The 24,785-nt window shown below is 65.6% G+C and carries 24 protein-coding genes; 8 read left to right on the top strand and 16 right to left on the bottom strand.

The features are described from left to right. Positions 1 to 16 precede the first annotated feature (16 nt). Both ACQR1X_RS00120 and ACQR1X_RS00115 read right to left on the bottom strand, forming a co-directional pair. Complete coding sequence (locus ACQR1X_RS00120; protein ID WP_434898113.1) at positions 17 to 1,195, bottom strand: cytochrome P450; 1,179 nt, start codon at positions 1,193 to 1,195, stop codon at positions 17 to 19. A gap of 90 nt (positions 1,196 to 1,285) precedes the next feature. After that, on the bottom strand, positions 1,286 to 2,077 hold the full coding sequence (locus ACQR1X_RS00115) for a helix-turn-helix transcriptional regulator (RefSeq protein ID WP_434898112.1): 792 nt from the start codon (positions 2,075 to 2,077) through the stop codon (positions 1,286 to 1,288). 179 nt (positions 2,078 to 2,256) lie between these two features. Between ACQR1X_RS00115 and ACQR1X_RS00110 the strand changes: the two genes are divergently transcribed. After that, positions 2,257 to 3,402 (top strand): ABC transporter substrate-binding protein, encoded by a 1,146-nt coding sequence (locus tag ACQR1X_RS00110; protein WP_434898111.1) that lies wholly within the window; start codon positions 2,257 to 2,259, stop codon positions 3,400 to 3,402. Positions 3,403 to 3,732: 330 nt separating this feature from the next. Here the strand turns inward: ACQR1X_RS00110 and ACQR1X_RS00105 are convergent, their stop codons facing one another. From ACQR1X_RS00105 to ACQR1X_RS00085, 5 genes are all read right to left on the bottom strand, one after another. Next, on the bottom strand, positions 3,733 to 5,367 hold the full coding sequence (locus tag ACQR1X_RS00105) for a GMC family oxidoreductase (RefSeq protein WP_316217637.1): 1,635 nt from the start codon (positions 5,365 to 5,367) through the stop codon (positions 3,733 to 3,735). Between the two features lie 63 nt (positions 5,368 to 5,430). Next, the gene (locus tag ACQR1X_RS00100) at positions 5,431 to 6,024 is read right to left on the bottom strand and encodes a GNAT family N-acetyltransferase (RefSeq protein ID WP_434898110.1); all 594 of its coding nucleotides are present in this window, start codon (positions 6,022 to 6,024) and stop codon (positions 5,431 to 5,433) included. A 186-nt stretch (positions 6,025 to 6,210) separates the two neighbouring features. Next, entirely contained in the window at positions 6,211 to 7,137 is a 927-nt protein-coding gene (locus ACQR1X_RS00095; protein ID WP_434898109.1) for an SMP-30/gluconolactonase/LRE family protein, read from the bottom strand. A 148-nt stretch (positions 7,138 to 7,285) separates the two neighbouring features. Then, positions 7,286 to 8,125, bottom strand: a complete 840-nt coding sequence (locus ACQR1X_RS00090; protein ID WP_315805779.1) for an AraC family transcriptional regulator — start codon at positions 8,123 to 8,125, stop codon at positions 7,286 to 7,288. Positions 8,126 to 8,203: 78 nt separating this feature from the next. Then, positions 8,204 to 8,530 carry a hypothetical protein gene (locus ACQR1X_RS00085; RefSeq protein ID WP_315805808.1) on the bottom strand — a complete coding sequence of 109 codons (327 nt, stop codon included), beginning with the start codon at positions 8,528 to 8,530 and terminating at the stop codon, positions 8,204 to 8,206. A 185-nt stretch (positions 8,531 to 8,715) separates the two neighbouring features. Between ACQR1X_RS00085 and ACQR1X_RS00080 the strand changes: the two genes are divergently transcribed. Beyond that, positions 8,716 to 8,988, top strand: coding sequence for a hypothetical protein (locus ACQR1X_RS00080; protein ID WP_315805780.1), 273 nt, complete (start codon positions 8,716 to 8,718; stop codon positions 8,986 to 8,988). 23 nt (positions 8,989 to 9,011) lie between these two features. Here the strand turns inward: ACQR1X_RS00080 and ACQR1X_RS00075 are convergent, their stop codons facing one another. The 3 genes from ACQR1X_RS00075 to ACQR1X_RS00065 form a co-directional block, all read right to left on the bottom strand. Then, on the bottom strand, positions 9,012 to 9,488 hold the full coding sequence (locus tag ACQR1X_RS00075; RefSeq protein WP_315805781.1) for an HXXEE domain-containing protein: 477 nt from the start codon (positions 9,486 to 9,488) through the stop codon (positions 9,012 to 9,014). 308 nt (positions 9,489 to 9,796) lie between these two features. Then, on the bottom strand, positions 9,797 to 10,231 hold the full coding sequence (locus ACQR1X_RS00070; protein WP_315718052.1) for a cupin domain-containing protein: 435 nt from the start codon (positions 10,229 to 10,231) through the stop codon (positions 9,797 to 9,799). 350 nt (positions 10,232 to 10,581) lie between these two features. Then, complete coding sequence (locus ACQR1X_RS00065) at positions 10,582 to 11,235, bottom strand: glutathione S-transferase family protein (protein WP_434839217.1); 654 nt, start codon at positions 11,233 to 11,235, stop codon at positions 10,582 to 10,584. Between the two features lie 190 nt (positions 11,236 to 11,425). On the opposite strand from ACQR1X_RS00065, the gene ACQR1X_RS00060 reads away from it, so the two are divergent. Further along, complete coding sequence (locus ACQR1X_RS00060; protein ID WP_316177794.1) at positions 11,426 to 12,646, top strand: polyhydroxyalkanoate depolymerase; 1,221 nt, start codon at positions 11,426 to 11,428, stop codon at positions 12,644 to 12,646. Here the strand turns inward: ACQR1X_RS00060 and ACQR1X_RS00055 are convergent. Further along, complete coding sequence (locus ACQR1X_RS00055) at positions 12,636 to 13,679, bottom strand: AraC family transcriptional regulator (RefSeq protein ID WP_434898108.1); 1,044 nt, start codon at positions 13,677 to 13,679, stop codon at positions 12,636 to 12,638. The genes ACQR1X_RS00060 and ACQR1X_RS00055 overlap by 11 nt on opposite strands. Positions 13,680 to 13,810: 131 nt before the next feature. On the opposite strand from ACQR1X_RS00055, the gene ACQR1X_RS00050 reads away from it, so the two are divergent. The 3 genes from ACQR1X_RS00050 (at position 13,811) to ACQR1X_RS00040 (ending at position 16,989) form a co-directional block, all read left to right on the top strand. Further along, positions 13,811 to 14,260, top strand: a complete 450-nt coding sequence (locus ACQR1X_RS00050; RefSeq protein WP_315805785.1) for a cupin domain-containing protein — start codon at positions 13,811 to 13,813, stop codon at positions 14,258 to 14,260. Positions 14,261 to 14,548: 288 nt separating this feature from the next. Beyond that, complete coding sequence (locus tag ACQR1X_RS00045; RefSeq protein WP_316239253.1) at positions 14,549 to 16,036, top strand: flavin-containing monooxygenase; 1,488 nt, start codon at positions 14,549 to 14,551, stop codon at positions 16,034 to 16,036. Between the two features lie 158 nt (positions 16,037 to 16,194). Then, complete coding sequence (locus tag ACQR1X_RS00040; RefSeq protein ID WP_434898107.1) at positions 16,195 to 16,989, top strand: substrate-binding domain-containing protein; 795 nt, start codon at positions 16,195 to 16,197, stop codon at positions 16,987 to 16,989. Positions 16,990 to 17,063: 74 nt separating this feature from the next. On the opposite strand, the gene ACQR1X_RS00035 is transcribed toward ACQR1X_RS00040, so the two are convergent. The 4 genes from ACQR1X_RS00035 to ACQR1X_RS00020 form a co-directional block, all read right to left on the bottom strand. Then, a complete protein-coding gene (locus tag ACQR1X_RS00035) occupies positions 17,064 to 17,861 on the bottom strand; it encodes a transporter substrate-binding domain-containing protein (RefSeq protein ID WP_434898106.1) in 798 nt (265 codons plus the stop codon). A gap of 165 nt (positions 17,862 to 18,026) precedes the next feature. After that, entirely contained in the window at positions 18,027 to 18,260 is a 234-nt protein-coding gene (locus ACQR1X_RS00030) for a hypothetical protein (RefSeq protein ID WP_315805809.1), read from the bottom strand. 164 nt (positions 18,261 to 18,424) lie between these two features. Beyond that, the gene (locus ACQR1X_RS00025) at positions 18,425 to 19,330 is read right to left on the bottom strand and encodes a hypothetical protein (protein ID WP_315805789.1); all 906 of its coding nucleotides are present in this window, start codon (positions 19,328 to 19,330) and stop codon (positions 18,425 to 18,427) included. Between the two features lie 161 nt (positions 19,331 to 19,491). Continuing rightward, entirely contained in the window at positions 19,492 to 20,685 is a 1,194-nt protein-coding gene (locus ACQR1X_RS00020) for an MFS transporter (protein ID WP_315805790.1), read from the bottom strand. A gap of 62 nt (positions 20,686 to 20,747) precedes the next feature. On the opposite strand from ACQR1X_RS00020, the gene ACQR1X_RS00015 reads away from it, so the two are divergent. Beyond that, on the top strand, positions 20,748 to 21,554 hold the full coding sequence (locus tag ACQR1X_RS00015; RefSeq protein WP_315805791.1) for an AraC family transcriptional regulator: 807 nt from the start codon (positions 20,748 to 20,750) through the stop codon (positions 21,552 to 21,554). 126 nt (positions 21,555 to 21,680) lie between these two features. Beyond that, on the top strand, positions 21,681 to 23,030 hold the full coding sequence (locus ACQR1X_RS00010) for a malonyl-CoA decarboxylase (RefSeq protein WP_315805792.1): 1,350 nt from the start codon (positions 21,681 to 21,683) through the stop codon (positions 23,028 to 23,030). 935 nt (positions 23,031 to 23,965) lie between these two features. On the opposite strand, the gene ACQR1X_RS00005 is transcribed toward ACQR1X_RS00010, so the two are convergent. Further along, on the bottom strand, positions 23,966 to 24,376 hold the full coding sequence (locus ACQR1X_RS00005) for an SRPBCC family protein (protein WP_434898372.1): 411 nt from the start codon (positions 24,374 to 24,376) through the stop codon (positions 23,966 to 23,968). Positions 24,377 to 24,785: the final 409 nt, after the last annotated feature.

The raw sequence follows: 24,785 nt of genomic DNA, 5'->3' as shown, positions 1-24,785 counted from the left end.
AGGGCCGCGGCCAGGATCAATCCCGCGTCGCGTCCCAGGTCACCGGCAGATTGAGCAGACCGCGAAACGCCCAGCCGCCGATGCGCACCGGCTCGGTGTCACGCAGGCGCAGGTCCTTGAGCCGCGCGAACAGCGTCGGCAGCGCGACGTCGGCGATCATCGCGCGCGAGGCCCAGGCGCCCGCGCAGAAATGCGGGCCTGCGCCGAAGGCGATGCTCTTGGAGACGTCGCGGCGGATGTCGAAGCGATCGGGATCGGTGAAATGCGCCTCGTCGCGGTTGGCCGAGCCGAACATCAGGAACACGCGCTCCTCCGGCTCGAAGGCGACGTCGCGGATGCTCCATGGCCTGGCGATCCGCCGCGGCGACATGCCGATCGGCGAGATCCAGCGGGCATATTCCTCGAACACCTGGAGCCAGCGCACCTCGCCAGTGATGGCCAGCGCGAGCTGCTCGGGATGCGTCAGCAGCGCCCACACCGTGCCGGCGATCGCGTCGCGCGGTTCGTTCTGGCCGCCCGAGATGGCGAGCTTGATGTTGGCGCGGATGCTCTCCATCGGCATTTGCGCGGCGAGCATCACGCCAAGCAGGCTCTGGTTCGGGGTCTTCTCCAGCACCGGCAGCATGTCGTCGATCGCGGCATCGATGCCGGCGGTCGCGGCGTTGCAACGCGCCTCGACCGCGGGATCGCCGGTGTAGTTGGCGATGCCGTCGATCATCGCCTGCGACCACGCATTCATGTCCTGGAAGCGCATGTTGGTGAGGCCGGTGATCAGCTTCAGGCACTCGGCCGAGAACGGCAGAGCGAAATCGCCGACGAGATCGACATCCGTGGCCGGATCGAGCGCATCGATCAGCCGGTCGGCGTGCGTCTGGAACTGCGCCAGCCAGTGCACGCGCACGGCGCGCGGCGACACCGCCGGCGCGATCGCCTGACGCTCCGCCATGTGCGCCGCGCCATCCTTGCGCATCATGTTGTGACCCATCAGCCGGTTCATCAGGCCCTGCGGCTGATGCGAGCTGAAGACGTCGATCTGCTTTTCGGAGACGAAGATGTCGTCGCGGCGGCACAACAGCGTGCTGCCGAGCTGCGGCACGAAGGCGATCGGCGCCTCCTGGCGCATGCGCGCCAGCGCCGGATAGGGATCGGCCCAGAAGGTGGCGGTATCGATGTTGAAGCGCGGTGCTGTGCTCACTGTCGATCTCCAGTCGGACGGCGCAAGCTAGCCGCGCGCGCGGGCGACGTCTGTCCCGGCGATGGGTGACAGCATGCGCGCGCCTCTCGCTCAGTTCAGCGGCCGCGGTGTCGCCATCAGGCGCAGCGCGATTGCGAACAGCTCGTTCTGCGAGGCGATGCCGAGCTTCTCATAGGCGCGCTTGCGATAGGTGAAGACGGAGTTGAGGGCGATGCCGAGATCTCCGGCGATCGCCTCCGAGGTGAAGCCCTCGAGGATGCGCCGGCAGACGTCCTTCTCCCGCGCGGTCAGCACCGACAGCGGTCCGCCGGCGGCGAACAACGAGGCAAATCTGTCGGCCGGATCCATCGCGGCGGCGCGATCCTGGCAATGACGCGCGACGATGGCCCCCACGATCGGGGCGACCGCGGCGATGCGCTGGCGCTCGCGGGGCGCAAAGCCGCCTTGGACAGCGGTGCGATAGAAGTTCACGTAGGTGCAGTGCTCGCCGACCCAGATCGCGGTGGCGGCCTTGTCGACGATCTCGGAGTCCTCGAAAAACAGCTTGCGGTAGCCCTTCGGGTACATGCGGCGGGCGAAGTTCGGCAGCAGGATGTGGCTGGTGTCCGCGCGCGCGCGAAAGATCGTATCCCGGTTAGGATCGGCGGTGTGGAAGTGCTCCGAATACGCCGCGCCGAGGTCGGGCCCGATCGCGATGTTCCCCGTGCTGAGCAGACAGCGCGCCGAGCGCTGGTCCTCGAAGGCGAACACCATGCAATGGCCGACATCCGCAACAATGCGCAACGTCTCGATCAGGACCTGCGGAAATGCGGGCTGTCCGATCGCGAGCACCATCGCGCCGACGGCGCCGGCCGCCTCGATGCCAGGCTCCTGAGCCTCCATGCGTTCCTCCCGGATCTTTTTGTTCGCCGAAACCTAGCAGCAACCCGCCTCGGCTGGAAGCGCCGCGCCCTGCGTCACCAACCACGGGGACAGACACGGGGCCGCCGGTCCGGCTACGCTCATCGGCCAAAGTCTCGGCCAGTCAACGCGCCGAGCACGCTCAACGGGGAGGATACACGATGAGAGCCGCGCTCACGGCGATCGGAATTGCTGCAACGATGGCGTTCGGCGCGCCCGCGCGGGCCGACATCAAGGTCGGTGTCGTGGTGTCCGCAACCGGACCCGGCTCGGCGCTCGGCCAGCCGCAGCTCAAGGCAGTGGCCGCGCTGCCGAAGGAGATCGGCGGCGAGAGGATCGTCTACATCGCGCTCGACGACGAGTCCGACAGCGTCAAGGGCTTGCAGAACGCGCGGCGGCTGGTGATCCAGGACGGCGTCGACGTGATCATCGGCTCGTCGCTGACGCCGGTGACGATGCCGATGCTCGACGTCGCGCTCGAGAGCAGGACGCCGCTGCTGTCGCTGGCGGCCTCGACCGCGATCGTGCAGCCGATGGACGACAAGCGCAAATGGGCATTCAAGGTGGTGCCCAATGACGACATCATGGCCGCAGCCATGCTCAAATACATCGCCAGGAGCGGCGTGAAGACGCTCGGCTTCATCGGCGTGTCCGACGGCTATGGCGAGGGCTACTATCAGGAGGTGACGAGGCTCGCGCCGAAGCTCGGGCTCACGGTGACCACCCACGAGGTCTATGCGCGCGGCGACACCAGCGTCACCGGCCAGGCGCTCAAGGTGATCGCCACCAATCCGGACGCGGTGTTCATCGCCTCGGCCGGCACGCCGGCCGTGCTGCCGCAGCAGGCACTGCGCGAGCGCGGCTATGCCGGCAAGATCTTCCAGACCCATGGCGTCGCGACGCAGGAGTTCATCAAGCTCGGCAAGGAGAATGTCGAGGGTGCGATCTTCGCCGGCGAAGCGTTCTCGATCGCCGACGATCTGGCGCCCGAGGATCCCTTCCGCCGCGCCAACGACGCGTTCGTCTCCGCCTATCAGGCCGCCAATGGCGACAAGCCCAACATTTTTGCCGCGCATCTGTGGGACACCGCGACCCTGCTCAAGGGCGCCATTCCCGGCGCGCTGAAGGCCGCCAAGCCCGGCACGCCGGAATTCCGCGCCGCGCTGCGCGACGAACTCGAGCGCGGCAAGGATGTCTATCTCAACAACGGCCTCTCCAACATGAGCCCGACCGACCACAACGGCTACGACGAACGCTCGGCGTTCCTGATCAAGGTCGAGGGCGGGAGGTTCAGGCTGGTGAAGTAGGTAACGTCGCGTTGTCGGCCCGACTATTTCAGCACGGGCGGTGCAACCTCTCCCCGCCCGTTGCGGGGAGAGGTCGGATTGCGCAGCAATCCGGGTGAGGGGCATGGCACATCAGCGGCCAGGATCACCGGTCCATCGGACGAGCACGACGGCTCCGGGTCGCAGAGCAATAGCATCACCCGTGCGTCTGCCCCCGCGTCTGCCCCTCACCCCGACCCTCTCCCCGTAAGAACGGGGAGAGGGAGCGCACCGACCATTCCGCGAGCGCTCGAATTCAGCTGACAAGAGAGCGACGGATAGAGCTGCTTCCGCGCTGAGTGAGCCCGCCGCTTACGCCGACAGCCGCTCTCCCGCGTCGCCCTTGCCCAAGATCAAATCCGCCGCCTTGTCGCCGATCATCAAGGTCGCAGCGTTGAGGTTGGCGGAGATCATGCGCGGCATGATCGAGGCATCGGCGACGCGCAGGCCCTCGAGACCATGGACGCGGAGCCGGTCGTCGACCGTGGCCCAGGTCGAGTCCGCCGGTCCCATCCGGCAGGAGCAGCCGGGATGGAAGGTGGTGGTGGCGCGCTGCGTCGCCGCGGCCAGGAACTCGTCGTCGCTGTTCACCTTCGGTCCCGGAAAATCCTCGTAAGCATAGTACGGCGCGAGCGGGGCCGAGGCCAGCAGGCGACGCGCCAGCTTCATGCCGGCGACGACCACGCGGCGGTCGAGCTCGGCGGTGAGATAGTTGGTCTGGATCAGCGGCGGCGCGAACGGATCCGCCGAGCGCAGCCGCACATAGCCGCGGCTCTCCGGGCGCTGCTGCCAGGACGCCACCGTCATGCCGGGCTCGTCCTCGAGCTGGCCCTGCACGCCCTCCTTGTAGCTTGCCGGCGTGAAGGTGAGCTGCAGGTCGGAGCTTTCGGCGGTCTCGCCGGAATGCCAGAAGCAGTAGACCATGGTCGGCGACAGCGACAGGATGCCGCGCCGCGTCACCGCCCATTTCAGCGCCTCGCCCCACAGATTGAGGCCGCGCGCGAGCTCGTTGACGGTCTTGATGTTCTTGACACGCGCCACCGTGCGGGGTGCGTAATGGTCCTGCAGGCCCTCGCCGACGCTTCGGAGTGCATGACGCACCTCGATGCCGTGCTCCTGCAGCAGCTCGGGCGCGCCGATGCCGGAGAGCTGCAAGAGCTGCGGCGAATTATAGGCACCACCGGACAGGATCACCTCTTTACGCGCGCGCACCTCGACCGGCACGCCGCCGCGCCCGCCGCGATGATAGCGCACGCCGACCGCGCGTTTGCCTTCCAGCACAACGCCGGTGGCATGGGCGTGGGTGCGAACCTCGACGTTCGGCCGCTTGCTGGCCGGACGCAGGAATGCGGTCGCCGACGACACGCGGCGGCCGTTCTGGATGGTGCGCTGGACGTAGGAGACGCCTTCCTGGATCGCGCCGTTGTAGTCCGGGTTGCGCGGGATGCCGAGCGAGACAGCGCCATCCATGAAGGCCTCGCACAGCGTGTCCTTCCACTCCATGGTGGTCACGATGAGGTTGCCGTCGCGGCCGCGATACTGGTCCTCGCCGGCGCCGATGCGCTTCTCCATGCGCTTGAAATTCGGCAGCACGTCGGAATAGCTCCAGCCGCGATTGCCCATCTGCGCCCAGGTGTCGAAGTCCTGGCGCTGGCCGCGATTGTAGACATGGCCGTTGATCGACGAGGAGCCGCCGAGCGTCTTGCCGCGCGGCGCGTAGATGCTGCGCCCGGCCGTGTAGGGCCCCGGCTCCTGCTGATAACCCCAGTTGATGCTCTTCATGTAGAAGGTCTTGATGAAGCCGGCCGGCAGATGGATGTAGGGATGCCAGTCGCGCGGCCCCGCCTCCAGCACGCACACCGTGACCTCAGGGTCCTCGCTGAGGCGGCTCGCCAGCACGCAGCCGGCGGAGCCGGCGCCCACGATCACATAGTCGAAGGTATCCATCTGGTCGTTCGTCCCGGTCTCATCGTCATCAGCCGCGCGAGGCGGCAAGCGGCCATAGCGCGGTCAGCGCGGCTTGTCATTCAATTGGTAGTCGAGATGCGCCTTCACGGTCGGCCATTCGGCCGCGGTGATGCTGTAGACGACGGTATCCCGCAGCGTGCCGTTCGGCGCGATCTGGTGGCTGCGCAAAATGCCGTCCTGCTTGGCGCCGAGCCGCTCGATGGCGCGGCGGCTCTGGTGATTGAAAAAGTGGGTGCGGAACTCGACCGCGATGCAGTCCAGCGCCTCGAAGGCATGCGCCAGCAGCAGCCGCTTGCACTGGGTGTTGAGCGCGCTGCGCTGCACCCGCTTCGCGTACCAGGTCGAGCCAATCTCGACGCGGTGGTTGGTGGCATCGACGTTCATGTAGGTCGTCATGCCGGCGACGCGGCCGTCGGCGTCGAGCACCGTGAACGGCAGCATGCTGCCGGCCGCGAGCAGGCCGAGCCGGCGCTCGATCTCCTTGGCCATGGTCTCGGGTTTCGGAACTGCGGTGTACCACAGCTTCCACAATTCGCCGTCACTGACGGCCTCGACCAGCGCGTCGTGGTGGTCGGGCGAGAGCGGCAGAAGGCTCGCATGCGGGCCGCGAAGGGTGACTGGTTCAAGAAAGGGCATCAAAGACTCCTTCCCCTCATCCCGAGGAGCAGCGCGCAAGCGCTGCGTCTCGAAGGATGAGGCCACGATGGAGGCCTCATGGTTCGAGACGCGCCTGCGGCGCTCCTCACCATGAGGAGCAATTCCGACGACGTTCCAGCCAGCTGGTTATCACCGGCGCGCCGTGATGACGATGCCCAGCCGCATTCACTTGTTCAGAAAATTCAGCGGCAGGCCCTGCCGGGGCCAGTCCATCGCCACCAGCTCGCCCCGGCCCGACAGCGTGATGTAGGCGGTCTTCAGTTCGGGGCCGCCGAAGGCGATGTTCGTCGTAACGCGGTCGCCGGTCGGGACCTGCTCGACCAGCGTGCCGTCCGGCGCGATCACGCTGATGCATCCGGAGATCAGCGTCGCGACGCAGACATTGCCGTTCGCTTCGACCGCGAGCGAATCGAACATCTGGTAGCCGCCGAGGCCGCAGATCGGCCGGCCGCGCTCACCACGATAGATCACCTCGCGCGGCTTGACGGTGCCGGGCTCCGGAACGTCGTAGACCCAGAGCCGCGCGGTCGGCGTCTCCGCGATGTAGACGGTCTTTTCATCCGGCGAGAGCCCGATGCCATTGGCCGGCAGAATGCCGTGGACGGCCTCGACGATCTCGCTCATGCCGGGCTTGAGGTAATAGAACGCGCCGACGTCCATGTCGCGGGCGCGGCGCTTGCCGAGGTCAGAGAACCACAGGCCGCCGTGACGGTCGAAGACCAGATCGTTGGGCCCGCGCAGCGCGTGCTCGCCGCAGCGGCTGACGACGGTCTCGATCCTGCCGTTCTGCAGATCGACGCGCTGGATCGAGCCGCCGAGATAGTCCTCGGGCTGCGGGCCCGGCATGATCATCTTGCCAGTCGGAATCCAGGAGAAACCGCCATTGTTGCAGATGTAGATCTTGCCGTCGGGCCCCAGCGCCGCGCCATTCGGCCCCCCCGGAATCTGCGCCACGATCTCCTTGCGGCCGTCGGGAAACACCCGCGTCAGGCGCTTTCCGCGGATCTCGACCAGCACCACCGAGCCGTCGGGCATCACCACGGGCCCTTCCGGAAATTCCAGATCGGTGGCGAGCACGCGCATGTCGGACATCGGACGACCTCCCGCTTTCGTCGCCGCGCTGCGGCGCATTGTTGTTAGGCGTGAGGTTATCGCAAACGTGCCGCTGCTTGCCAAGCAATCGGCAGGGTCCGGCGCCGCAGGGCTGGCCTGCAGCGTCTCGACACAATTCGGGACCGCCTCAGCGAATCACCGGAACCCAGATCTCGAAGCCGCCATCACCGGTCCTGGAATCGAAGCGCTGATCGTAGCGTTCGAAATTCGGTGCATCGGCGACCGTGCAGCCCGATTGCGGCAGCCAGTGATTCCAGATCGTGCTGACGGTGCGACGGATGGTCGAGACGTGGCCCGGATGGGCGAACACGGCAAAGGTGGCCGCGGGAATCCGAACCTTGGCGAAGCTGCGCGGCAGGTTGGAGAAGTCGGCTACCGCGACGCCTGCGATATAGTCGAAGTTTCCGGCGTCGTCACCGTTGCAGCAGACGCCGTAAGCGACGTCGCCGACGCGCGCCGGGATATCCTGCTCGACCAGGTGGAAGCGCTGCCAGAGCGCCGGAATGCCGGCCCCGTTGTCATGGCTGAAGCGCTCGGCCACACCGGCAACGAGCAGCGGCTTGGCCGTGACGAAACGTGGTGCGGCGAGATCGGCGAGCGGAGTCTGGTCCATCATGATCGGCTCCTGAAGCGACAGGCCATCGAGGCGTGAGCTGGCGCGCACCGATTCCGGCGTGACGCCGAACTGGTCGCGGAACGCGCGCGTGAACGCTTCGTGGGAGCCGTAGTCGGCCTCGAGCGCGAGACTGAGAATGTCCGGCGCTCCCGAGGCCAGAGCCCGTGCCGCCTCGCTGAGACGGCGCAGCCTGACATAGCGCATCACCGAGACGCCGGTCGCCGCCGCGAACGCGCGCACGATGTGGAAGCGCGACACGCCGGCAATGGCAGCGACATCATCCAACGTCAACGGCGCCGACAGATGGCTCTCGATGAACCAGAGCGCCCTCTCGGCCGGGTTGTTGGACACGCGCCTCTCCTTGTCGAGCGGCCGATCATGCGCGCGGACGTCCTCGTGCGCTTGATCGTTATTGCGCTGCGGACCGTGCTATTTGCCGGCCGGCTTCGCCGGCGCCGCGTCCTTGGCGCCCGGCGCATCGGCCTTCTTCCTCAGTTCGTCCGCAAGCTTCGCCTGCGACGCCTTCAGTTCGTCGATCAGGCCCTGCTGCGAGATCAGCGCAGCCTTCAGCGCCTGGATCTGCCGATTCGCCGCATCGAGCTTCTGCTGCTGATCGAGCGCTTGCTTGGTCATCGTCTTCTGCAGGAAATCGATGTTGCTCTGCAGACATGATGTCCGACGATCCATCGCCTTTTCTGCAGTGCATATCTCGATGCCCGGAATATCCTGCGCATATGCGGCAGAACTCACACACATCGCGAGAACACTCGCGGCAAAAATGATTCCCGCAGAAACGATTCTTCGCATCACAATTTTCTCATTGGCTTGCCCAACACATGATTTTGCGTGGAACTGAAGGAGTTTCCTGATTGATACCATACTGAGACCTCAATCGCGCATTGAAGTTCCGGCCGGGACCCGTTTTTAGGGAGATGGACAGAATGGCTACGCGCGAAAAACGGCTGGCGCAATTCGACGGCAGCGGTGAGCCGCCGCCCGGACAGACGGTCGAGGTGCTGTGCGAGGATCACAGCGGCACCTACCAACTACCGTTCCCCTGTTTCTACATTGATGGCAAATGGCACAACAAGGAATCCGGCGGCGCGCTCGAAGCCACTGTCATCGGCTGGCGCTTCCCACGCTCGCGATTTGACGAGCGCAATGGACGCCGTCCGCAGCCGAGCTTCGTTGCCGATCGCGCTTCGTCTTATTGATCATGCCGGGCCCTGAGTTCTGCTCAGGGCCGGTCTTGCCGAAAATATGGTTTCGAACGCAGATTGAGCATCACGACCGGATAGGCCATCAGCAGCGCGCCGGCGACGACCGCGAGGACAACCGTTCCAACGTCGAGCACACCGTCGCCCCACGCCCGCCGCCACATTGCAATTGCAATCGGAAAGAACAGAATCAGCGCCGTCGCCAGCCCCGGCGAGAATCTGCCTCCGCTGCGCAGGAACGGCAGAATGTGAAAGAAGATGGCGTTGATGATCATCAGCGCCGCGTAGGTGAGCGCGGCCGGCGGCCATGTCTCGGCAAGCTCTGCCTGCACCGCGCCGAGCACGACAACCAGCGCGTTCGTCACGTAGAAGTCGCTCCACTCGACCGGCAGCTTCATCACCGTACGCGCCCAATTGCGCCAATCGAACGTGTATTCCTCGAGAATATGCGCGCCGTAGGCCGCGAGCGCGAGCCAAGCCAATGTGGTCAAGGTCATGATCGATGCTCCCCTTGCGGGTGATGGACCGGCACCAGATCGGTCGCAAGGGGAAATGTGGAGCACCAAGGCGCGAGACAGGCAGCGCGCGTGCCGTGTGTCAAAACGCGACGGCGCTGCCTTGCAGTCTTAATCCTTGGAACGCTGCCGGAACGAATCGCGTCCGAATCGGACGCCGCATCTGGTGCGCGATCTGTTCACGCTAGATGTCGGACACATCGGAGACGACCCACCACATCGTGAGGAGACGCCTCCGGCCGCTTGCCGCAACCGGATGCCAAAGACTAACGGAGAAGGAGTTCAGGCGCTCAGGTCCAGGGCGTGACCGGCGGCACGTTGTCGGTCGCCGGCGGCATCTCGACCGTCTTGAAGTCGGCCGGGCTGACGATCTCCATATATTCCATGTCAGGGGAATAATCGTAGAGGTAGTGCACGATGCCGGGCCGCTGGTGCACGACGTCGCCGGCCTTCACCAGGGTCGGCTTGTCCTCGTACATGAAGCGGGCCCAGCCCTTCATCATGATGACGATCTGGAAATCGCAATCATGGCGATGCCAGCCTGTGCCATCCACCGGCGGACAATCCGGATTGGCCTTGACGAGGTGGCAGATCACCTGCCCGCCGGTGGCGTCGGCGATGCCGAGATCGCGATACAGAAAGAAGTCGCGCAACCCACCGCCCTTGTAGTCGGTATCCTCGGGCTTCACGTGCGAGAACTTGGTCACCACTGCATGCTGGTTCATGACGGCCTCCACCGGTTGATCGCGACATCGGCGACCGTTGCGGCCCATCGATCGGCCACAGCGGCCACCACGTCAGAAAGCGAATTGTGCCATGCGAAAACCACGCCACGCCCTGTTCGCAACGCAAAGATCGGCAGGCGGTGACGGCATCGCGCGCCGAACTGATTGCCAACAACCGGGTTTTGGCCGACGCCACACGGCAATGGTGACGTGCTGACAGCTCACGCCACGCGCCGAAAGGACGCAAATCCGGCTTCAAATTGGGCAGCACCTGCCCGCGCCATGAGCCGTTCTCGCCGGGGCCGGCGGCTGCAAAGGGCCGCGGGCAAGGTCCGCTGACGGCAGGACACCTAGTACTCGACCTCCAGCTCCTCGATCTCCTCGGGCTCGGCCTTGGCGGCCTCGATCCATTGCTGCATCTCCGGCATCGCCATGATCAGGTCGGCATAGGCCCTGAGCTGCGGCTCCAGCTTCACGTCATAAGTCACGAAGCGCGTCACCACCGGCGCATACATCGCATCCGCCATGCCGCGCTGGCCGAACAGAAATGGACCGCCGGATCTCTCCAGGCAGTCGCGCCAGATCGCCCAGATGCGATCGATGTCGGCCTGCGCCCGCGTCCAGACCTTGAAGCCCGGAAAGTGGCCCTTGAGATTGACCGGCAGCGACGCCCGCAGAGTCGTGAAGCCGGAATGGATCTCGCCCGAAATCGAGCGGCAATGCGCGCGCTGGACGCGGTCGGCTGGCAGCAGGCCCGCCTCCGGAAAGGTCTCGTTGAGATACTCGCCGATCGCCAGCGTATCCCAGATCGTCGCACCATCGTGGCGCAGGCACGGCACCAGGATCGAGGACGACAGCAGCAGGATCTCGGCGCGAGCCGACGCGTCGTCCGGACCGACGATCACCTCGTCAAAATCCAGTCCGGCAAACCTGGCCAGCAGCCAGCCGCGCAGCGACCACGACGAGTAATTCTTGCTACTGATGGTCAACGTCGCTTTGGCCATGTCGCCCTACCCTGTTGCCGCATTGTCGATTGTCGTCCGCCCATCGTGCCGCTCGTGCAAGCGGCGCGATGGGCGGAGCCGGATATGTGAGAGATTTCATCGAGCAAGCGACATGCCAGTTTTTCAGGCAAGACTCGGCCGCTCTGGCTTCGATATTGCATACACCAATGCATGTAATGGATCGGACGCGATGGCGCTGCTGTACCAAGCCTATCAGAACCACATGGACCTGACCGAGCCGTGGCGCCAGAGCGCGGCAGCCGCCATGCGCTATCTCAACCTGATCCCATCAGGGCTATCCAGCCGCGCCATGCGGCGTCTGTCCGCCGCGCTCGAGCTGATCTCCCGCTCGGCCTTGACCTACGCCCGCCCGGCCTATGGCATCGACAGCGTGATGGTCGGCAACCGCGAGCTCGCCGTCACCGAAGAGGTCACGTTCAAGACGCCGTTCGGCTCTCTGCTGCACTTCAAGAAGGATGCCGCACCGGATCAGCCCAAGGTGCTGCTTGTCGCGCCGATGTCCGGCCATTTCGCCACCCTGCTGCGCGGTACCGTGAAGACGCTATTGCAGGATCACGACGTCTATATCACAGACTGGCACAATCCGCGCGACATCCCGCGCGATCATGGCCGCTTCGGCCTCGAAGATTACACCGATCATCTCATCACCTTCCTCGGCCAGCTCGGGCCGCGCCCTCACATGGTGGCGATCTGCCAGCCGTCGGTCTCCGCGCTCGCGGCCACCGCCGTGATGTGCGAGGACAACCATCCGTCGCGGCCGGCCACCTTGACCTTGATGGCCGGACCGATCGATACGCGGATCCAGCCGACCAAGGTCAACGAGTTCGCCAAGAGCAAGCCGATCGACTGGTTCGAGGACAACCTGATCCACTACGTGCCCTTTCAATGCAGGGGCGCCTTCCGCAAGGTCTATCCTGGCTTCGTGCAGCTCACGGCATTCGTCTCGATGAATCTCGAGCGCCACGTCAAGCAGCACATGGATCTCGCCAACCATCTCGCCAAAGGCGAGGTCGAGAAGGCCGAGACGATCAAGACCTTCTACGACGAGTACTTCGCGGTGATGGATCTGCCGGCGGAGTTCTACATCGAGACGGTGCGCGACGTCTTCCAGGACCATCTGCTGCCGCAGGGCAGACTGATGCACCGCGGCCGTCCCGTCGACCCGAAGGCAGTCCGGCGCATCGGCCTGATGACGGTCGAGGGCGAGCGCGACGACATCTGCTCGATCGGCCAGACGCTCTCGGCGCAGGACATCTGCACCAACGTGCGCGCCTATCGCCGCGTCCATCACATGCAGGCCGGCGTCGGCCATTACGGCGTGTTCAGCGGCAAGAAGTGGAACAACGAGATCTATCCGCTGCTGCGGGATTTCGTGCACGTCAATTCGTGAAGCGGCCGCGCTGTGCGCGTTGCAGCGTGGCCGACGGCGCCTCCCCGAACTTGTCGCGATAGGCCCCCGCCATCCGCCCGAGATGGGTGAAGCCGAGGTCGAAGGCGACGTCGATGATCCGCGCCTCCGGCGCAGCCGTCATCAATTGCGCATTGAGCCGCGCCAGCCGGATGTCGAGCAGCATGTCGGAGATCGACATGCCGAAATGGCGGCGGAAGCCGCCCTGCAGCGCCCGGATCCCCACGCCTGACGATGCCGCAAGCTGCGCCAGATCGAGCGGTTCGGCTGCGTGCGCTGCCAGGAGATCACGCGCCCGGCGGACGGCCTGCGGCAGCGTCTCGACCCGGCCGGAATGCAGCCTGATCGCCTCCGCCAGGCCATTTCCCGGCTGCGCGAACAGAATATCCAGCAGCGTCTCGCGCCAATTGGCGGCCGCGACCGCTGGCAGTCCGCGCCCACCGCCGAGACGCTCGGCGAGGTCGGCGAGCCCGAGCATGTGAGCCCGGAGCCGCGAGCCATGACATCCCGACAACGCGATTGCGGGATCGAATTCGATCGGTTGCACCGCGCGCCCGGACAGCGCTGCTGCGCGCTGTTCCACGAGACGGCGGTCGAGCAACAGGATCAACTGAGCGCAACCCTCCCAGACCATGCGCGTGGGCAATGTCGGCGACAGCAGCGACGCCGCATGATCCGGCGCCGTCGCGACCTCGCCGGTCCCGGCGAAGACCCGCGCGGTCCCCGCCAGCGGGAGCTGCAGCAGGAAGAAGCGGTCGAGACAGCCCGGATCAATGGTTACCGCACCGCCATAGGCGACGTAGTTGATGGAAAAGCCATCGAATGCCGCGCAATTATGCAGAGCGAGGAAATCGCGCGCAGTATCCGCCTCCGGTTGCAGCCCATGCGGACAGAAGATGCGGCCTATTTGTTCAGCGGCCTCATCGACATCGTGCGTTGCAACACGACCATAGGCGGTCAGCCGCGGCACCGCCGGTGACTTCCAACTACGATCAGCGGCTGCATCTGCAGTCATGGCCTACATCGCCCGTCGAGATCGTTTGAAACCTATAATAATTAGCAACTGACGTCGAGGGATTCGTTTTCCGGATAGACTTGGGCAGGCCCCGGCTCGATCCTCCCATGCGTGCAGCAAGGAGATCCGCCATGATCACACTCGAAAAAGGCATCACGCGCGCAGGTACCGGCTATGCCGGCAAGACCTGGAATATCCTGGGTCAGCTCTATTATCCCAAAGCCGTCACCGACTCCACGTTCGCGTTCGAGACCAACAGCGAGCCCGGGCAGTTCGTGCCGGTTCACGTTCATCCCACCCAGGACGAGTTCATCCTGGTGCAGGAAGGCGTACTCGACCTCAAGCTCGACGGCGTCTGGGTCAAGGCGAATGCCGGCGACCTCGTGCGCATGCCGCGCGGCATTCCGCATGGCTACTTCAACAAATCCGACAAGCCGGCGCGCGCGCTGTTCTGGGTCTCGCCGATGCAGAAGCTGGAGGCGCTGTTCAACATGCTGCACAATCTCGCCGACCCGGCCGAAGTGGTGCGAATCTCGGCGGAGCACGAGGTCGACTTCCTGCCGCCGGAGGCCAACGACTAGGCGACAGCGCGGGCCCCAGCGAGCGCCCCCCGATTGTTGCGGTACGAACGGCGCGCGATCATCGCTGTCGGCTCCGTGCGCCTGCAGCATGAGCAGCCGCTGCGCTCGGACGAGATGCGACCGGCGAGATCCTTCTCGCCCTGATTTCGATGCCGACCCATCCGTCGGCATCGCACGTCTCGGTCGCGCCGAGCGACCTTCGTCACCATCGAACTCTCGCGGGCTTCTGCAGCGCGGCGGGCGAATGCCGCCCGAACGCGGCTGCGCGCTCGACAACAAGGAGGTCCCATGATCAGCCGAAAGAATGTCTGTGTGATCGGTGCCGGCGTCTCCGGCCTGGCTGCAGCCAAAGCATTCACCGCCCGCGGGCACGACGTCACCATCGTCGAGCGGAGCGCCGATCTCGGTGGCGTCTGGGAGCCCGCGCGGTCCTATCCCGACGTGCAGACGCAGAGCCCCAAGGAGCTCTATCGCTACACCGACAAGGCGATGCCGGATCACTACCCCGAATGGCCGAAGGGACCGCAGGTCTATGCGTATCTTGCCGACTACGCGAAATCCCACGACCTCGTCCGCCTGATGCGGTTGAACACGACCGTGCTTGCGATGCAGCGCCGCAGTGACGGCAAGCCTGGATGGAGCCTCGACCTCAAAACCGGAGACCGAACGAGCCGGGAGGATTTCGATTTCGTCGCCGTCTGCACCGGTCAGTTCAACGAGCCGCAGACGTTGTCGCTTGGCGGCGAAGATCAGTTCGCGGCCGCCGGCGGCTTGATCCTGCATTCCTCGAAATACAACAATGCCGCGCTCACGAAGGGGCGCGACGTGGTGGTCCTCGGCGGCTCGAAATCGGCAACCGACATCGCAGTCAACGCCGTACGCGCCGGCGCGCGCTCGGTCACGATCGTGCTTCGCGAAGCGGTGTGGCGCATTCCCTACTTCGTCGGCGGTCTGATCAACTTCAAGCGCATCCTCTATATCCGTGCCCAGGAGCAGATGTTTGCAAGCTGGGGCATCGGTCCGCTCGCGCGCGTTGCCCATCTGCTGGCCAAGCCGCTCGTCTGGGCCAATTGGCGCGGCCTGGAGAGCGTGCTCAAGACGCAGTTGAAGCTCGCCAAATGCAACATGGTGCCGAAGGGCAGGATCGAGGACGGCGTGAACTGCTCCGTCCCGATCGCCACGCCCGACTTCTTCCCGATGGTCGCAGACGGCCGGATCAAGGCGGTCTACGGCACCTTCGACCACTACGAGCCGAACACCATCGTGACCAGCGGCGGTGAACGGATTCCGGCCGACGTCGCGATCCTCGCCATCGGCTACAAGCTCGGAGTCCCATTCCTGTCGGATGCCGACCGCGCCAGACTGGTCGATCCGGACGGGCAGTACCGGCTCTATCGGCTGATCGCCAATCCCGATCTTCCCGACATGGGATTCGTCGGCTTCAATTCGAGCTTCTGCACCGTGCTCTGTGCGGACATGGCCGCCAACTGGCTGGTGCGCTACGCCGACAAACAGCTGGCGCATCAACCGAGCGAGCGCGAGATGCGCGACAACATCGAGATGATGCTGCATTTCAAGCGGATCGAGCGCCCTGCCGCGGGCGTGTATGGCGGACTTTGCGTCGCGCCCTATCACTTCAAGCATTTCGACGAACTGCTTGCCGACATCGGCGCTCGGCGCCGACGGCGCAATCCATTGGCGGAGATGTTCACGCCGCCCGACGCCGACGCGTATAACGACTTTCTCGCATCCGCGCCGGCCTATCAGGCCGGCTGAGGTGGCGGCGAACAGTCTCGCCGCGCTGCAGACACAGTGACGCCGCGAGCGAGACGCATTGCGGAGGGATGGCCGGCCCCGCGGGGCGCTGGCCTTCCCGGCACAGTCGGGCTATCCAAAGCGCCCCCGGCCTCCAGCCGTTCGTCTCGGAGCCTGCCATGATCCTCTCGACCCATCTCCGCACCATCGGTCTCGCCGCTTCGGCCGCGTTCCTCCTGACCACCGCGGCCCAAGCCGCAGAAGTTCACGTCATGATCTCCGGCGGCATGACCGCTGCATTCAAATCCCTGGTGCCGGAGTTCGAGCGGCGCTCGGGTCACAAGGTCGCGATTGCGTACGGCCCGTCGATGGGAACAACCACGAATGCGATTCCGGTTCGCCTCGAGCGTGGCGAACCTGCCGATGTCCTCATCATGGTGGGCTACGCGCTCAGCGATCTCACCACCAAGGGCAAGGTGACGCCGGATAGCCGTGCGGACCTCGCCAACTCGCCGATCGGCGTCGCCGTCAAGTCGGGGACGCCGCATCCCGATATTTCGAACGCGGAAGCCGTGAAACGCATGCTGATCGCCGCCAAGACCATCGCCTATTCGGACAGCGCCAGCGGCGTCTATGTCTCCACCGAGATGTTCGACAGGCTTGGCATCAAGGACGAGATGAAAGGCAAGGCGCGGATGATTCCGGCCACTCCCGTCGGCGAGATCGTCGCCCAGGGCGAAGCGGAGATCGGCTTTCAGCAGATCAGCGAGCTCAAGCCGGTGAAGGGCATCGACATCGTCGGGCCGCTGCCGGCCGGACTGCAGAAGATGACCGTGTTCTCCGCCGGCATCGCCACGGCCGCCAAGGAGCCGGAGGCCGGCAAGGCGCTCATCAAGTTCCTGCAATCACCGGATGCGCGTCACGTGATCGCGGAAAGCGGCCTTGATCCGATCGTGAGGCGGGCGCCGAACTGACGCCGCAGGAGCCCGGCTGAGACGACGGCTCTCCCCCGTGGCGCGGGAGAGTCCGGCAGGCAGCGTCGGTGCGCTTACTGGGTGAGCAGCGTCGACTCGCTCAGATTGTTGGCGCCGTAGGCCTTCTTGAGCAGACCGTTCGCCTTGGACTCCGTCATGAACTTGGTGACGAAGGCCAAGGACTGCGGATGCTTCAGCGGCACCGCGACCGCCGTGTCCGTCTTCTTGAAGGTCTCGGCGAGCACCTTGGTGCCGGGAATCTGCTTGGCGATGAGATTCAGTTGATCGCGGGCCAAGGCCAGCGCGTCGATCTCGCCGGCACTCAGCAGCGCATAGACTTCCTCATAGGATTTGAAGCCGGTGACGGTCGCCTTCTTCAGGAAGGCCTTGGCGCCGCGCATCACGGTCGTATCGTTGATGGCCGCAACCTCGGTGCCGGCCTGGTCCAGCGCCGCGATGTTGGCGACGTCGAGACCGGCGCGGACGATGAAGGTGGTCTCGACCGAATCGTAGACCGGACCGAACGAGACCTTGCTTTCGCGCTCCGCGTCCTTCGGCATGAAGGCCACATCCCAGATGCCCCGCGCAGCATCTTCGGTGATCGCATTGGAATTCGGATGCTCGACGAATTCGACGGGCACACCGACCTGCGCGGCCATGGCCTTGCCCAGTTCGACCGGAACGCCTGAATAGCCGCTGTCCGACTTGACGCACCAGAACGCCCCGCCGGCGGCGCCGACGGCGATGGCGACGCGAAGCTTGCCGGTCGGCGCGATTTCTTCCTTCAAGCCGGCTGCGCCGGCGGCGTTGCCGGCAAACGTGACTACCGCAGCTGCCAGGGCTGCGTCACGCAGCCAGCGCCAAAACGCCATGGCCCTCTCCCATCGAATTGCAAGTTGGATACGAGCCGCACCTTGCCGGGAGCACCGTTAAATACAGCTTACCTCGCTTGCGCAAAGCAGCATGCGACGCGCAAAACTTGCGCGTCGCAATTACGGTTTCAAATAACTCGATACCGAAAACCAATTAAGCGTCGCTTAAACGCAGCGCCGAACCGCGACGCCATTGACGATCACCGTGCGGCACGCCGCAGCCGCCACCGGCGGCTTGCGAACCACCACGGCGCCCGCCGCACCGGCGCAGCCGGCTCGCACGACGCCGCGTGCGCAGACCACGGCGTTGGCATCCGACATCGACACGAACGGCATTACCGCCAGGATGAACAATCCGCACAGCGTGGAAATAATGGCACGTGAAAGAATGGCGCTCATCTTCAAACTCCTGATCATGATCTGATTGGTCAAATATCCACCCTGTTGCGACCTTGCCTGGGACGTCCCCACCCGACAATTGGGACAATTTGGGTGGATTCGCTCTCCTGTGCATCCCCGCGTGCACTGCGGTGGTAACCGTGAACGGCGACAGCCGCCCTGCATCAGCGATTGGCCGCAAACTGCGCGAGCATGCCCTTGCAGCCAGGTGTCAGCGCACCGGCATTGGCCGCGAGGCACTGCGCGATCCGGCCGCCGCCCGGCTCGATGCCGCTGCACAACGCCCGCGCGTCCGCGCCGCAGGCGGCCCTCACGATGCGCAACTCCTCGAGCGGCCGCAGCGGTCGCAACACCAGCGCGGGCGCCGCCGGTGCAGCGGCGGTTGTCGCCGCGGGCCGGGCAACAGCCGCGGTCGCCGTCGATGCCCCGCTCGGCGTGACGCCGCCGCTCGAAGACGCCATCGCCTGAGCGCAGGGGCCGGACACTCTCACCTTGTTCTGCTCCAGGCACTGCAGCGCCGCCGCGCCGCCCGGCGGCACGCTGCTGCAGACCTTGCGGTAATCGGCGCCGCAGGCAGTTCGGATCGCGGCCACCTGGGCCTCGCTCGGCTTGCCCGCAGGCGCCGCCGCAGCCGGCTTGGCCGCGGCCGTGGCCAACTGGGCAGGCGCGGCCGGGACGGACGCGGCCGGCTGCGCCGCAGCCTTTGGAGGTTCGGCGGAAGGCTTGCTCGCCTCGGCGGCGACCGGCGCGCTCGCGGCCGGCGGCGCCGAAGCCGGCTTGGCCTCCACGACAGGCTTGGCGTCTGCCGGAGGCCTTGCCTCTGCCGCGGGCTCGAGCGCCTTGACCGCCGTCTGGCAAGCTGAGGACAGGCCCGCGATGTTCTTCTGCAGGCATTGGAACGCCGCCGCGCCGCCGGGCGGCACGCTGGCGCATTTCGACATGTAGTCCGACCGGCATGCCGACTTGATCGCGTTGCGCTGCGCATCGCTCTGCGCCAGCGCCTGCGTTGCTACGAGGCCGGCCGCCGCGGCCATCCCGAGCACCAGCAGTCTCTTGAAGCAATTGATCATCGGCGGATCCTCAATGGTATCGTGCTTCAATCTCTTGTCGCCACCGCAGTCGCCCGCAGGGTGGCCAATCGGGTCTCGTCAGTATCAGCACGCGCATATCGGCCAAGGCTGCGCCGGCGGCGCAGGCCTGGCAATTGGGAAAATTTGGGTGGATCGCATTCTCACTCCGCCGGCGCCTGCCGCAGCGCCGGCTGCGCCGCCGGAAGCTCCGGCGGCAGGATCAGCGCGGCGATGACCGCGACCAGGCAGAGCGCAGCGAAGGCCTGCAGCATGGTGGCGAAGCCGCCGTGCTCATACAGCCAGGCGACCAGGCCGACCGAGGCGCCGGCCGCGGTGAAGCCGATGAAATAGCGCACCGCATAGGCGCGCGAGCGCCACTCCTCAGCGGTGTACTTGCCGACCATCGCGTCGTTCACCGTGACCTGCCCGAATGCCCCCATGACGATGCCGATCGAGGCCACGATCAGCGCCCAGTCGCGGGCATCCGCGGCGAGATAGAGCAGCGGCGCCAGCACCAGCGACAGCGGCAGCGCGATCGTCTTCAGCGCGTGGCGGTCGAGCAGCCGCCCGATCGTATACTGCGTCATGGCGCCGAACACGTAGACGCCGGCCGCGATCACACCGAGCAGCGCCGGGCTCTGCGTCAGCCCCGCCAGCCGCTCCGCGAACAGTTTTGGCAGCGCCACGGTGATCGCGTTGAACGTCGTCGAGATCGCGATCACCACCAGCAGCAGCGCCAGCACCACGCGCCACATCTGATCACGCGCGACCCGGGCCTGCGCCGCCGCCTGCTTCGATCCGCGGCGGTCCTCATGCGCGACCGCCAGCGCGAACACCACGCCGATGCCGACCGTGATCACGCCGGGCACGATGAAGGCGAAGCGCCAGCCGAGATATTGCCCGACCACCCCGGTGACCAGCGCCGACGAGGCGACGCCGAGATTGCCGAACACGCCGTTCAGCCCCATGTCGCGGCCGAGCCGGTCGGCATAGGACACCAGCATCGCGGTTCCCACCGGATGATAGATCGAGGCAAACAGGCCGATCGCGAGCAGCGCCGCGCCGAGCTGCCAGGGCGTCTGCACCAGTCCGACCGAGATCATCGACAGGCCGATGCCGAGATAGAAGATCAGCATCATGTGCCGCCGGCTCCAGCGGTCGCCGAGCCAGCCGGTCAGGAGCGAGCCGGCGCCGAAGGCGATGAAGCCCGGCGTCGCATAGGGCAGCAGGTCCGCATAGGCCATGCCGAGCGCAGGGCCCATGATGATCACCGCGGCTGCGAAGATCAGCATCGCATAATGGTCGATGAAATGGGCCGCGTTGACGAAGCCGATGACGCGGCGGGGGCTGTTCATGGGAGCTGTCCTCGATTCCTGGCAGATCGGTTATAGTCGAGGTGACCAACGAGAAGCCGCCAATGACCATCGTGGACACGCCATTGAAGCCGCTCGGCGCCGACCGGGTGACGACCGAGCCCGGCGTCCACCTGATCGCGCGCCTCTATCACAAGGGCGCCCGGCTCGATCCGCACATGCACCGCGAGTCCCAGTTGATCTACGCCTCGCGCGGCACGATGCAGGTGACGACGCCGCGCGGACGCTGGCTGGTGCCGCCGGACCGCGCCGTCTGGGTTCCGGCGCGTCACGGCCATGCCATCGACATGCTGGCCGACAGCCAGATGCGCACGCTGTATTTCGAGCAGGACTGGCTGACGCGGGAGACGCGGGGCGTGCGGCTCGACCGCGAGTTCGTGGTGCAGGTCTCGCCGCTGCTGCACCAGGCGATCCTGGCGCTGTTCGCCGCCGACGGCGACCGTGCGCGCACCGCGCTGCTGGTGCGGCTCGCGCTGCTCGAATTGCGCCGCGCCGAGGATTCCTCGACCTTCATCCCCCTGCCGCAGGATCCGCGCGCACGCCGCGCCGCCCAGCTCGTCCTCGCCTCTCCCGCGAGCGAGGAGGATCTGGCGACCCTGGCGGGCAAGGTCGGCAGCTCGGCCCGCACTCTGTCGCGGCTGTTCGCGGCGGAGACGCGGCTGAGCTTCAAGGCGTGGTGCCAGCGCGCCCGGATCGCCGCCGCGATCGAGCGGCTGTCCACCGACCGTCACCTCTCCGTCAAGCAGCTCGCCGCCGATCTCGGCTATGCCAGCGTGCCGGCGTTTTCGCATGCCTTCAGGCAGGTCACCGGCCGCACTCCGACCGAATTCGCGGAGCAGACAGGTGCATGACACGCCGGCCGCATATGCACGCCGCGGCGGCGGCGTTGACGATTTGTTATGTTTGAATGTCGCCAGCTTTGCCATAAATCCATGTAACATCGCCCTCATCACGCTCCGGGATTCGACCGACATCAGATGGCCAACGCCTTTTTCACCGACCTGATCACCACAATTTCCGAGCGAGGCCGGACGCTGCTGCGCGGCGGCGGCACCCCTACCGACAAGCATGATGCGAAAAGCCTGGCCGAGCTGTGCGAGGCGCTGGTGTCCGGCGCCGGCGAGGCCTCGGGCACGGCGATGGCCCGCGACGTGCTCGACGGCTATCACGATCTCGACCCCGAGGGCCGCAAGGCGTTCTTCACCGCGCTGGTGCATGATTTCGGGCCCGACAAGGCCAAGCTCGCCAAGGCGATCGACGATTGGCGCGCGGCACCGTCGGACGAAGGCGCGAGCGCGCTGCATTTCGCCTCCGAGCCGCGCCGGCAGGAATTGATCCGCCGGCTCAACCGCGCGCCGGGCGGCACGCCCGAACTCGTGGCGATGCGCACCGATCTCCTGGATCTCATCAAGGGCAATCCGGAACTCGCCGCGCTCGATCGCGACGTCGTGCATCTCTTGAGCTCATGGTTCAACAGGGGGTTTCTCGTGCTGCGTAAGATCGACTGGTCGACGCCGGCGAACATTCTGGAGCAGATCATCCGCTACGAGGCGGTGCACGAGATCCACGACTGGGACGACCTGCGCCGCCGCATCGATCCGGTCGATCGCCGCTGCTACGCCTTCTTCCATCCGGCGATGCCCGACGCGCCCTTGATCTTCGTCGAGATCGCGCTGACCGAGACCATCCCCGGCGCCATCGCGCCGCTGCTCGCGGTCGACCGTCCGCCGGTGCCCGCCGACCGCGCCCGTACCGCCGTGTTCTATTCGATCTCCAACACCCAGCGTGGCCTCGGCGGCATCTCGTTCGGTAACTTCCTGATCAAGCAGGTGGTCGAGGAGCTCCGCCGCGAGCTGCCGAAGCTCGACACCTTCGTCACGCTGTCGCCGGTGCCCGGCTTCATGAACTGGCTGAAGTCGACCCCCGATGCGACCGAAGAGGATCGCAACGTGCTCAAGCTGCTGAACGAGCCGCGCTGGGTCGAGGATGCCGAGATGACCGCCGAGCTGCGCCCGGTGATCGAGCCGCTCGCCGCGCACTACTTCCTCAAAGCGCGCACGTCGAAGGGCAAGGTGATCGATCCCGTCGCCCGCTTCCACCTCGGCAATGGCGCCAGACTCGAGCGCATCAACTGGCTCGGCGACCTCTCCTCCAAGGGCCAGCGCGAATCCGCAACCGTGATGGTGAACTACCTGTACCGGCTCGAGGACATCGAGAAGAACCACGAAGCCTATGCCAATGACGGCGAGGTCGTCGCCTCCAGCGCGGTGAAGAAGCTGCTGCGCGGCGAAGGCCGGCGGCTGCTGGATATGCGGCTGTCGTCGTAGTCTTGCACTCACAAGGCTCATGAGACGGAACGCTCAAGCTACAAAGTCAGTGTCATCCCGGCGCACGCCGGGATCCATAACCACAGGCCGCCGCTTGAGGCAGGCCAGTCGTTAGACCTCGCCAGGCCACATCCGCCGCGGCGTATGGGTCCCGGATCGGCGCCGCGACGCGCCTTGCGCGTCACGGCTTGTCCGGGACGACAGCGGAGGAAAACGGCTGCGTCGGTAGCTCTCAATGGCCTCCATGAGGCAGCGCGCTCCTGCAACAACCACCGCGTCATACCGGCGAACGCCGGGATCCATAACCACAGGACCTCGTTTGAGGCAGGCTCGTCGTTGGACCTCGCCAAGCCACTTCCGCCGCGGCGTATGGGTCCCGGCGTTCGCCGGGACGACGATGGGGCTAGACCGGATTCACATCTCAAACAGCTCAAAGGACGTGCGACCGTAGCCTCGCGGCGCGTGGCGCCCGAGTGCTGCATCGACATGTCCCCCTGATCAAAGACAGAGGGCGCAGGGAAGACCGGGTGCTGGCCACACCCATGGCCCCCGTGCGAGAAAAATGCACGGGGCAGGAACCACAGGTACGACCGATGCATTCCGGCCTTCCCTGCGCGATGGTTTTCACGGTGTCCTTCGTGCTCTCCCTGGGGATCGGGCTTTCTTGCCCCCATCGCCCGCGCGTGCCGTCAAGCAACAACGCAGACTTGACCTCAGCGTCGAGAGGCCAGGACCACACGACTTCTCCGTCCGCAAGGACGCCGGTCGTCTGCCGACATCCTCACAGCCACCGCATCCCTGCCCCGACGTTCGTGACGACGCGTACGCCCCTCTGCGATGAGGCAGGATGCGCACATCATTGCTGATTTTCGGAAAATGTCAAGCGGAAAGATTCGCTCACGATGCGCATTCGGCCCCTTCCCAGCCCGCGCCCCTCACGACGCCTTCGCTTCCACGTGGCGCGCAAAGCTGTCGAGAATTGCCTGCCAGCCCCCCTGCTGCTGCTCGACTGAATGGGTCGTTTCGGCATCGAAGACGACACGAACCACAACGCCTTTAGGACCGGGTTCGAAATGCACCTCGGCCTTCCGGTCGCCGAAGGCATAGGCGATCAGCTCGTGCTCGACGATCTTGGTGTAGGTGCCGGCGAAGTCGAAGCCCATGCTGCCGTCCTTGGCCTCCATCCGCGACGAGAACGCGCCGCCTTCCCGCAGGTCGACCGTGGCCTTGGTCGTATGCCAGTCGTCCGAGGCGGCGTTCCATTTGACGATGTCGGCCGGCGTCGTATAGGCGCGCCAGACCTGATCTATGGGGGCTGCGACGGTGGTTTCGACGGTGATCCGCATGGATGTTGCTCCTGGCTCGATTTTGACGGCTCGCTGCAAGTGCGCAGCAGGTGTGCTCGAAGGACGATGCAGGCTGGCCAGTCCCGACAGTTGGTGAGATAAGTTTTGCTCCGGGACCGCTGCAAGGATCGTCGGTGGGAACAGCGATACGAGCGTCATGCATTGCCGTCGCAGCCGTGGTGGGCGGCGCACTTGGAGCGGCCATTCTCGGTTACTTGGTGCTGGCGATCGGCTTCCCTGCCCTCAACTTCGTGCCCGGAGGCATTCACAGCGGCTGGAGCATTCTCGCGGTGCTGGGCGGTGGGGTTTAGGTGACATGGGGTTTAGGTGACGTGCTGGACTGCACCCCTCAAGTGAGACACGATAATCTCAGTGACAGGCATTCCGAGGATGACCTGTGGCAGCAAGA

Source organism: Bradyrhizobium sp. HKCCYLRH3073, assembly GCF_051167995.1.
In the GTDB taxonomy this organism is placed as follows: Bacteria; Pseudomonadota; Alphaproteobacteria; order Rhizobiales; family Xanthobacteraceae; genus Bradyrhizobium.
This window is presented reverse-complemented; position numbering and strand designations above follow the sequence as displayed.

Excerpts from the sequence above, each read along its gene's own strand:
- ACQR1X_RS00115 (WP_434898112.1), bottom strand. The coding sequence starts at position 2,077 with ATGGAGGCTCAGGAGCCTGGCATCGAGGCGGCCGGCGCCGTCGGCGCG.
- ACQR1X_RS00110 (WP_434898111.1), top strand. The coding sequence starts at position 2,257 with ATGAGAGCCGCGCTCACGGCGATCGGAATTGCTGCAACGATGGCGTTC.
- ACQR1X_RS00105 (WP_316217637.1), bottom strand. The coding sequence starts at position 5,367 with ATGGATACCTTCGACTATGTGATCGTGGGCGCCGGCTCCGCCGGCTGC.
- ACQR1X_RS00100 (WP_434898110.1), bottom strand. The coding sequence starts at position 6,024 with ATGCCCTTTCTTGAACCAGTCACCCTTCGCGGCCCGCATGCGAGCCTT.
- ACQR1X_RS00095 (WP_434898109.1), bottom strand. The coding sequence starts at position 7,137 with ATGTCCGACATGCGCGTGCTCGCCACCGATCTGGAATTTCCGGAAGGG.
- ACQR1X_RS00085 (WP_315805808.1), bottom strand. The coding sequence starts at position 8,530 with ATGTGTGTGAGTTCTGCCGCATATGCGCAGGATATTCCGGGCATCGAG.
- ACQR1X_RS00080 (WP_315805780.1), top strand. The coding sequence starts at position 8,716 with ATGGCTACGCGCGAAAAACGGCTGGCGCAATTCGACGGCAGCGGTGAG.
- ACQR1X_RS00075 (WP_315805781.1), bottom strand. The coding sequence starts at position 9,488 with ATGACCTTGACCACATTGGCTTGGCTCGCGCTCGCGGCCTACGGCGCG.
- ACQR1X_RS00070 (WP_315718052.1), bottom strand. The coding sequence starts at position 10,231 with ATGAACCAGCATGCAGTGGTGACCAAGTTCTCGCACGTGAAGCCCGAG.
- ACQR1X_RS00065 (WP_434839217.1), bottom strand. The coding sequence starts at position 11,235 with ATGGCCAAAGCGACGTTGACCATCAGTAGCAAGAATTACTCGTCGTGG.
- ACQR1X_RS00060 (WP_316177794.1), top strand. The coding sequence starts at position 11,426 with ATGGCGCTGCTGTACCAAGCCTATCAGAACCACATGGACCTGACCGAG.
- ACQR1X_RS00055 (WP_434898108.1), bottom strand. The coding sequence starts at position 13,679 with ATGACTGCAGATGCAGCCGCTGATCGTAGTTGGAAGTCACCGGCGGTG.
- ACQR1X_RS00050 (WP_315805785.1), top strand. The coding sequence starts at position 13,811 with ATGATCACACTCGAAAAAGGCATCACGCGCGCAGGTACCGGCTATGCC.
- ACQR1X_RS00045 (WP_316239253.1), top strand. The coding sequence starts at position 14,549 with ATGATCAGCCGAAAGAATGTCTGTGTGATCGGTGCCGGCGTCTCCGGC.
- ACQR1X_RS00040 (WP_434898107.1), top strand. The coding sequence starts at position 16,195 with ATGATCCTCTCGACCCATCTCCGCACCATCGGTCTCGCCGCTTCGGCC.
- ACQR1X_RS00035 (WP_434898106.1), bottom strand. The coding sequence starts at position 17,861 with ATGGCGTTTTGGCGCTGGCTGCGTGACGCAGCCCTGGCAGCTGCGGTA.
- ACQR1X_RS00030 (WP_315805809.1), bottom strand. The coding sequence starts at position 18,260 with ATGAGCGCCATTCTTTCACGTGCCATTATTTCCACGCTGTGCGGATTG.
- ACQR1X_RS00025 (WP_315805789.1), bottom strand. The coding sequence starts at position 19,330 with ATGATCAATTGCTTCAAGAGACTGCTGGTGCTCGGGATGGCCGCGGCG.
- ACQR1X_RS00020 (WP_315805790.1), bottom strand. The coding sequence starts at position 20,685 with ATGAACAGCCCCCGCCGCGTCATCGGCTTCGTCAACGCGGCCCATTTC.
- ACQR1X_RS00015 (WP_315805791.1), top strand. The coding sequence starts at position 20,748 with ATGACCATCGTGGACACGCCATTGAAGCCGCTCGGCGCCGACCGGGTG.
- ACQR1X_RS00010 (WP_315805792.1), top strand. The coding sequence starts at position 21,681 with ATGGCCAACGCCTTTTTCACCGACCTGATCACCACAATTTCCGAGCGA.
- ACQR1X_RS00005 (WP_434898372.1), bottom strand. The coding sequence starts at position 24,376 with ATGCGGATCACCGTCGAAACCACCGTCGCAGCCCCCATAGATCAGGTC.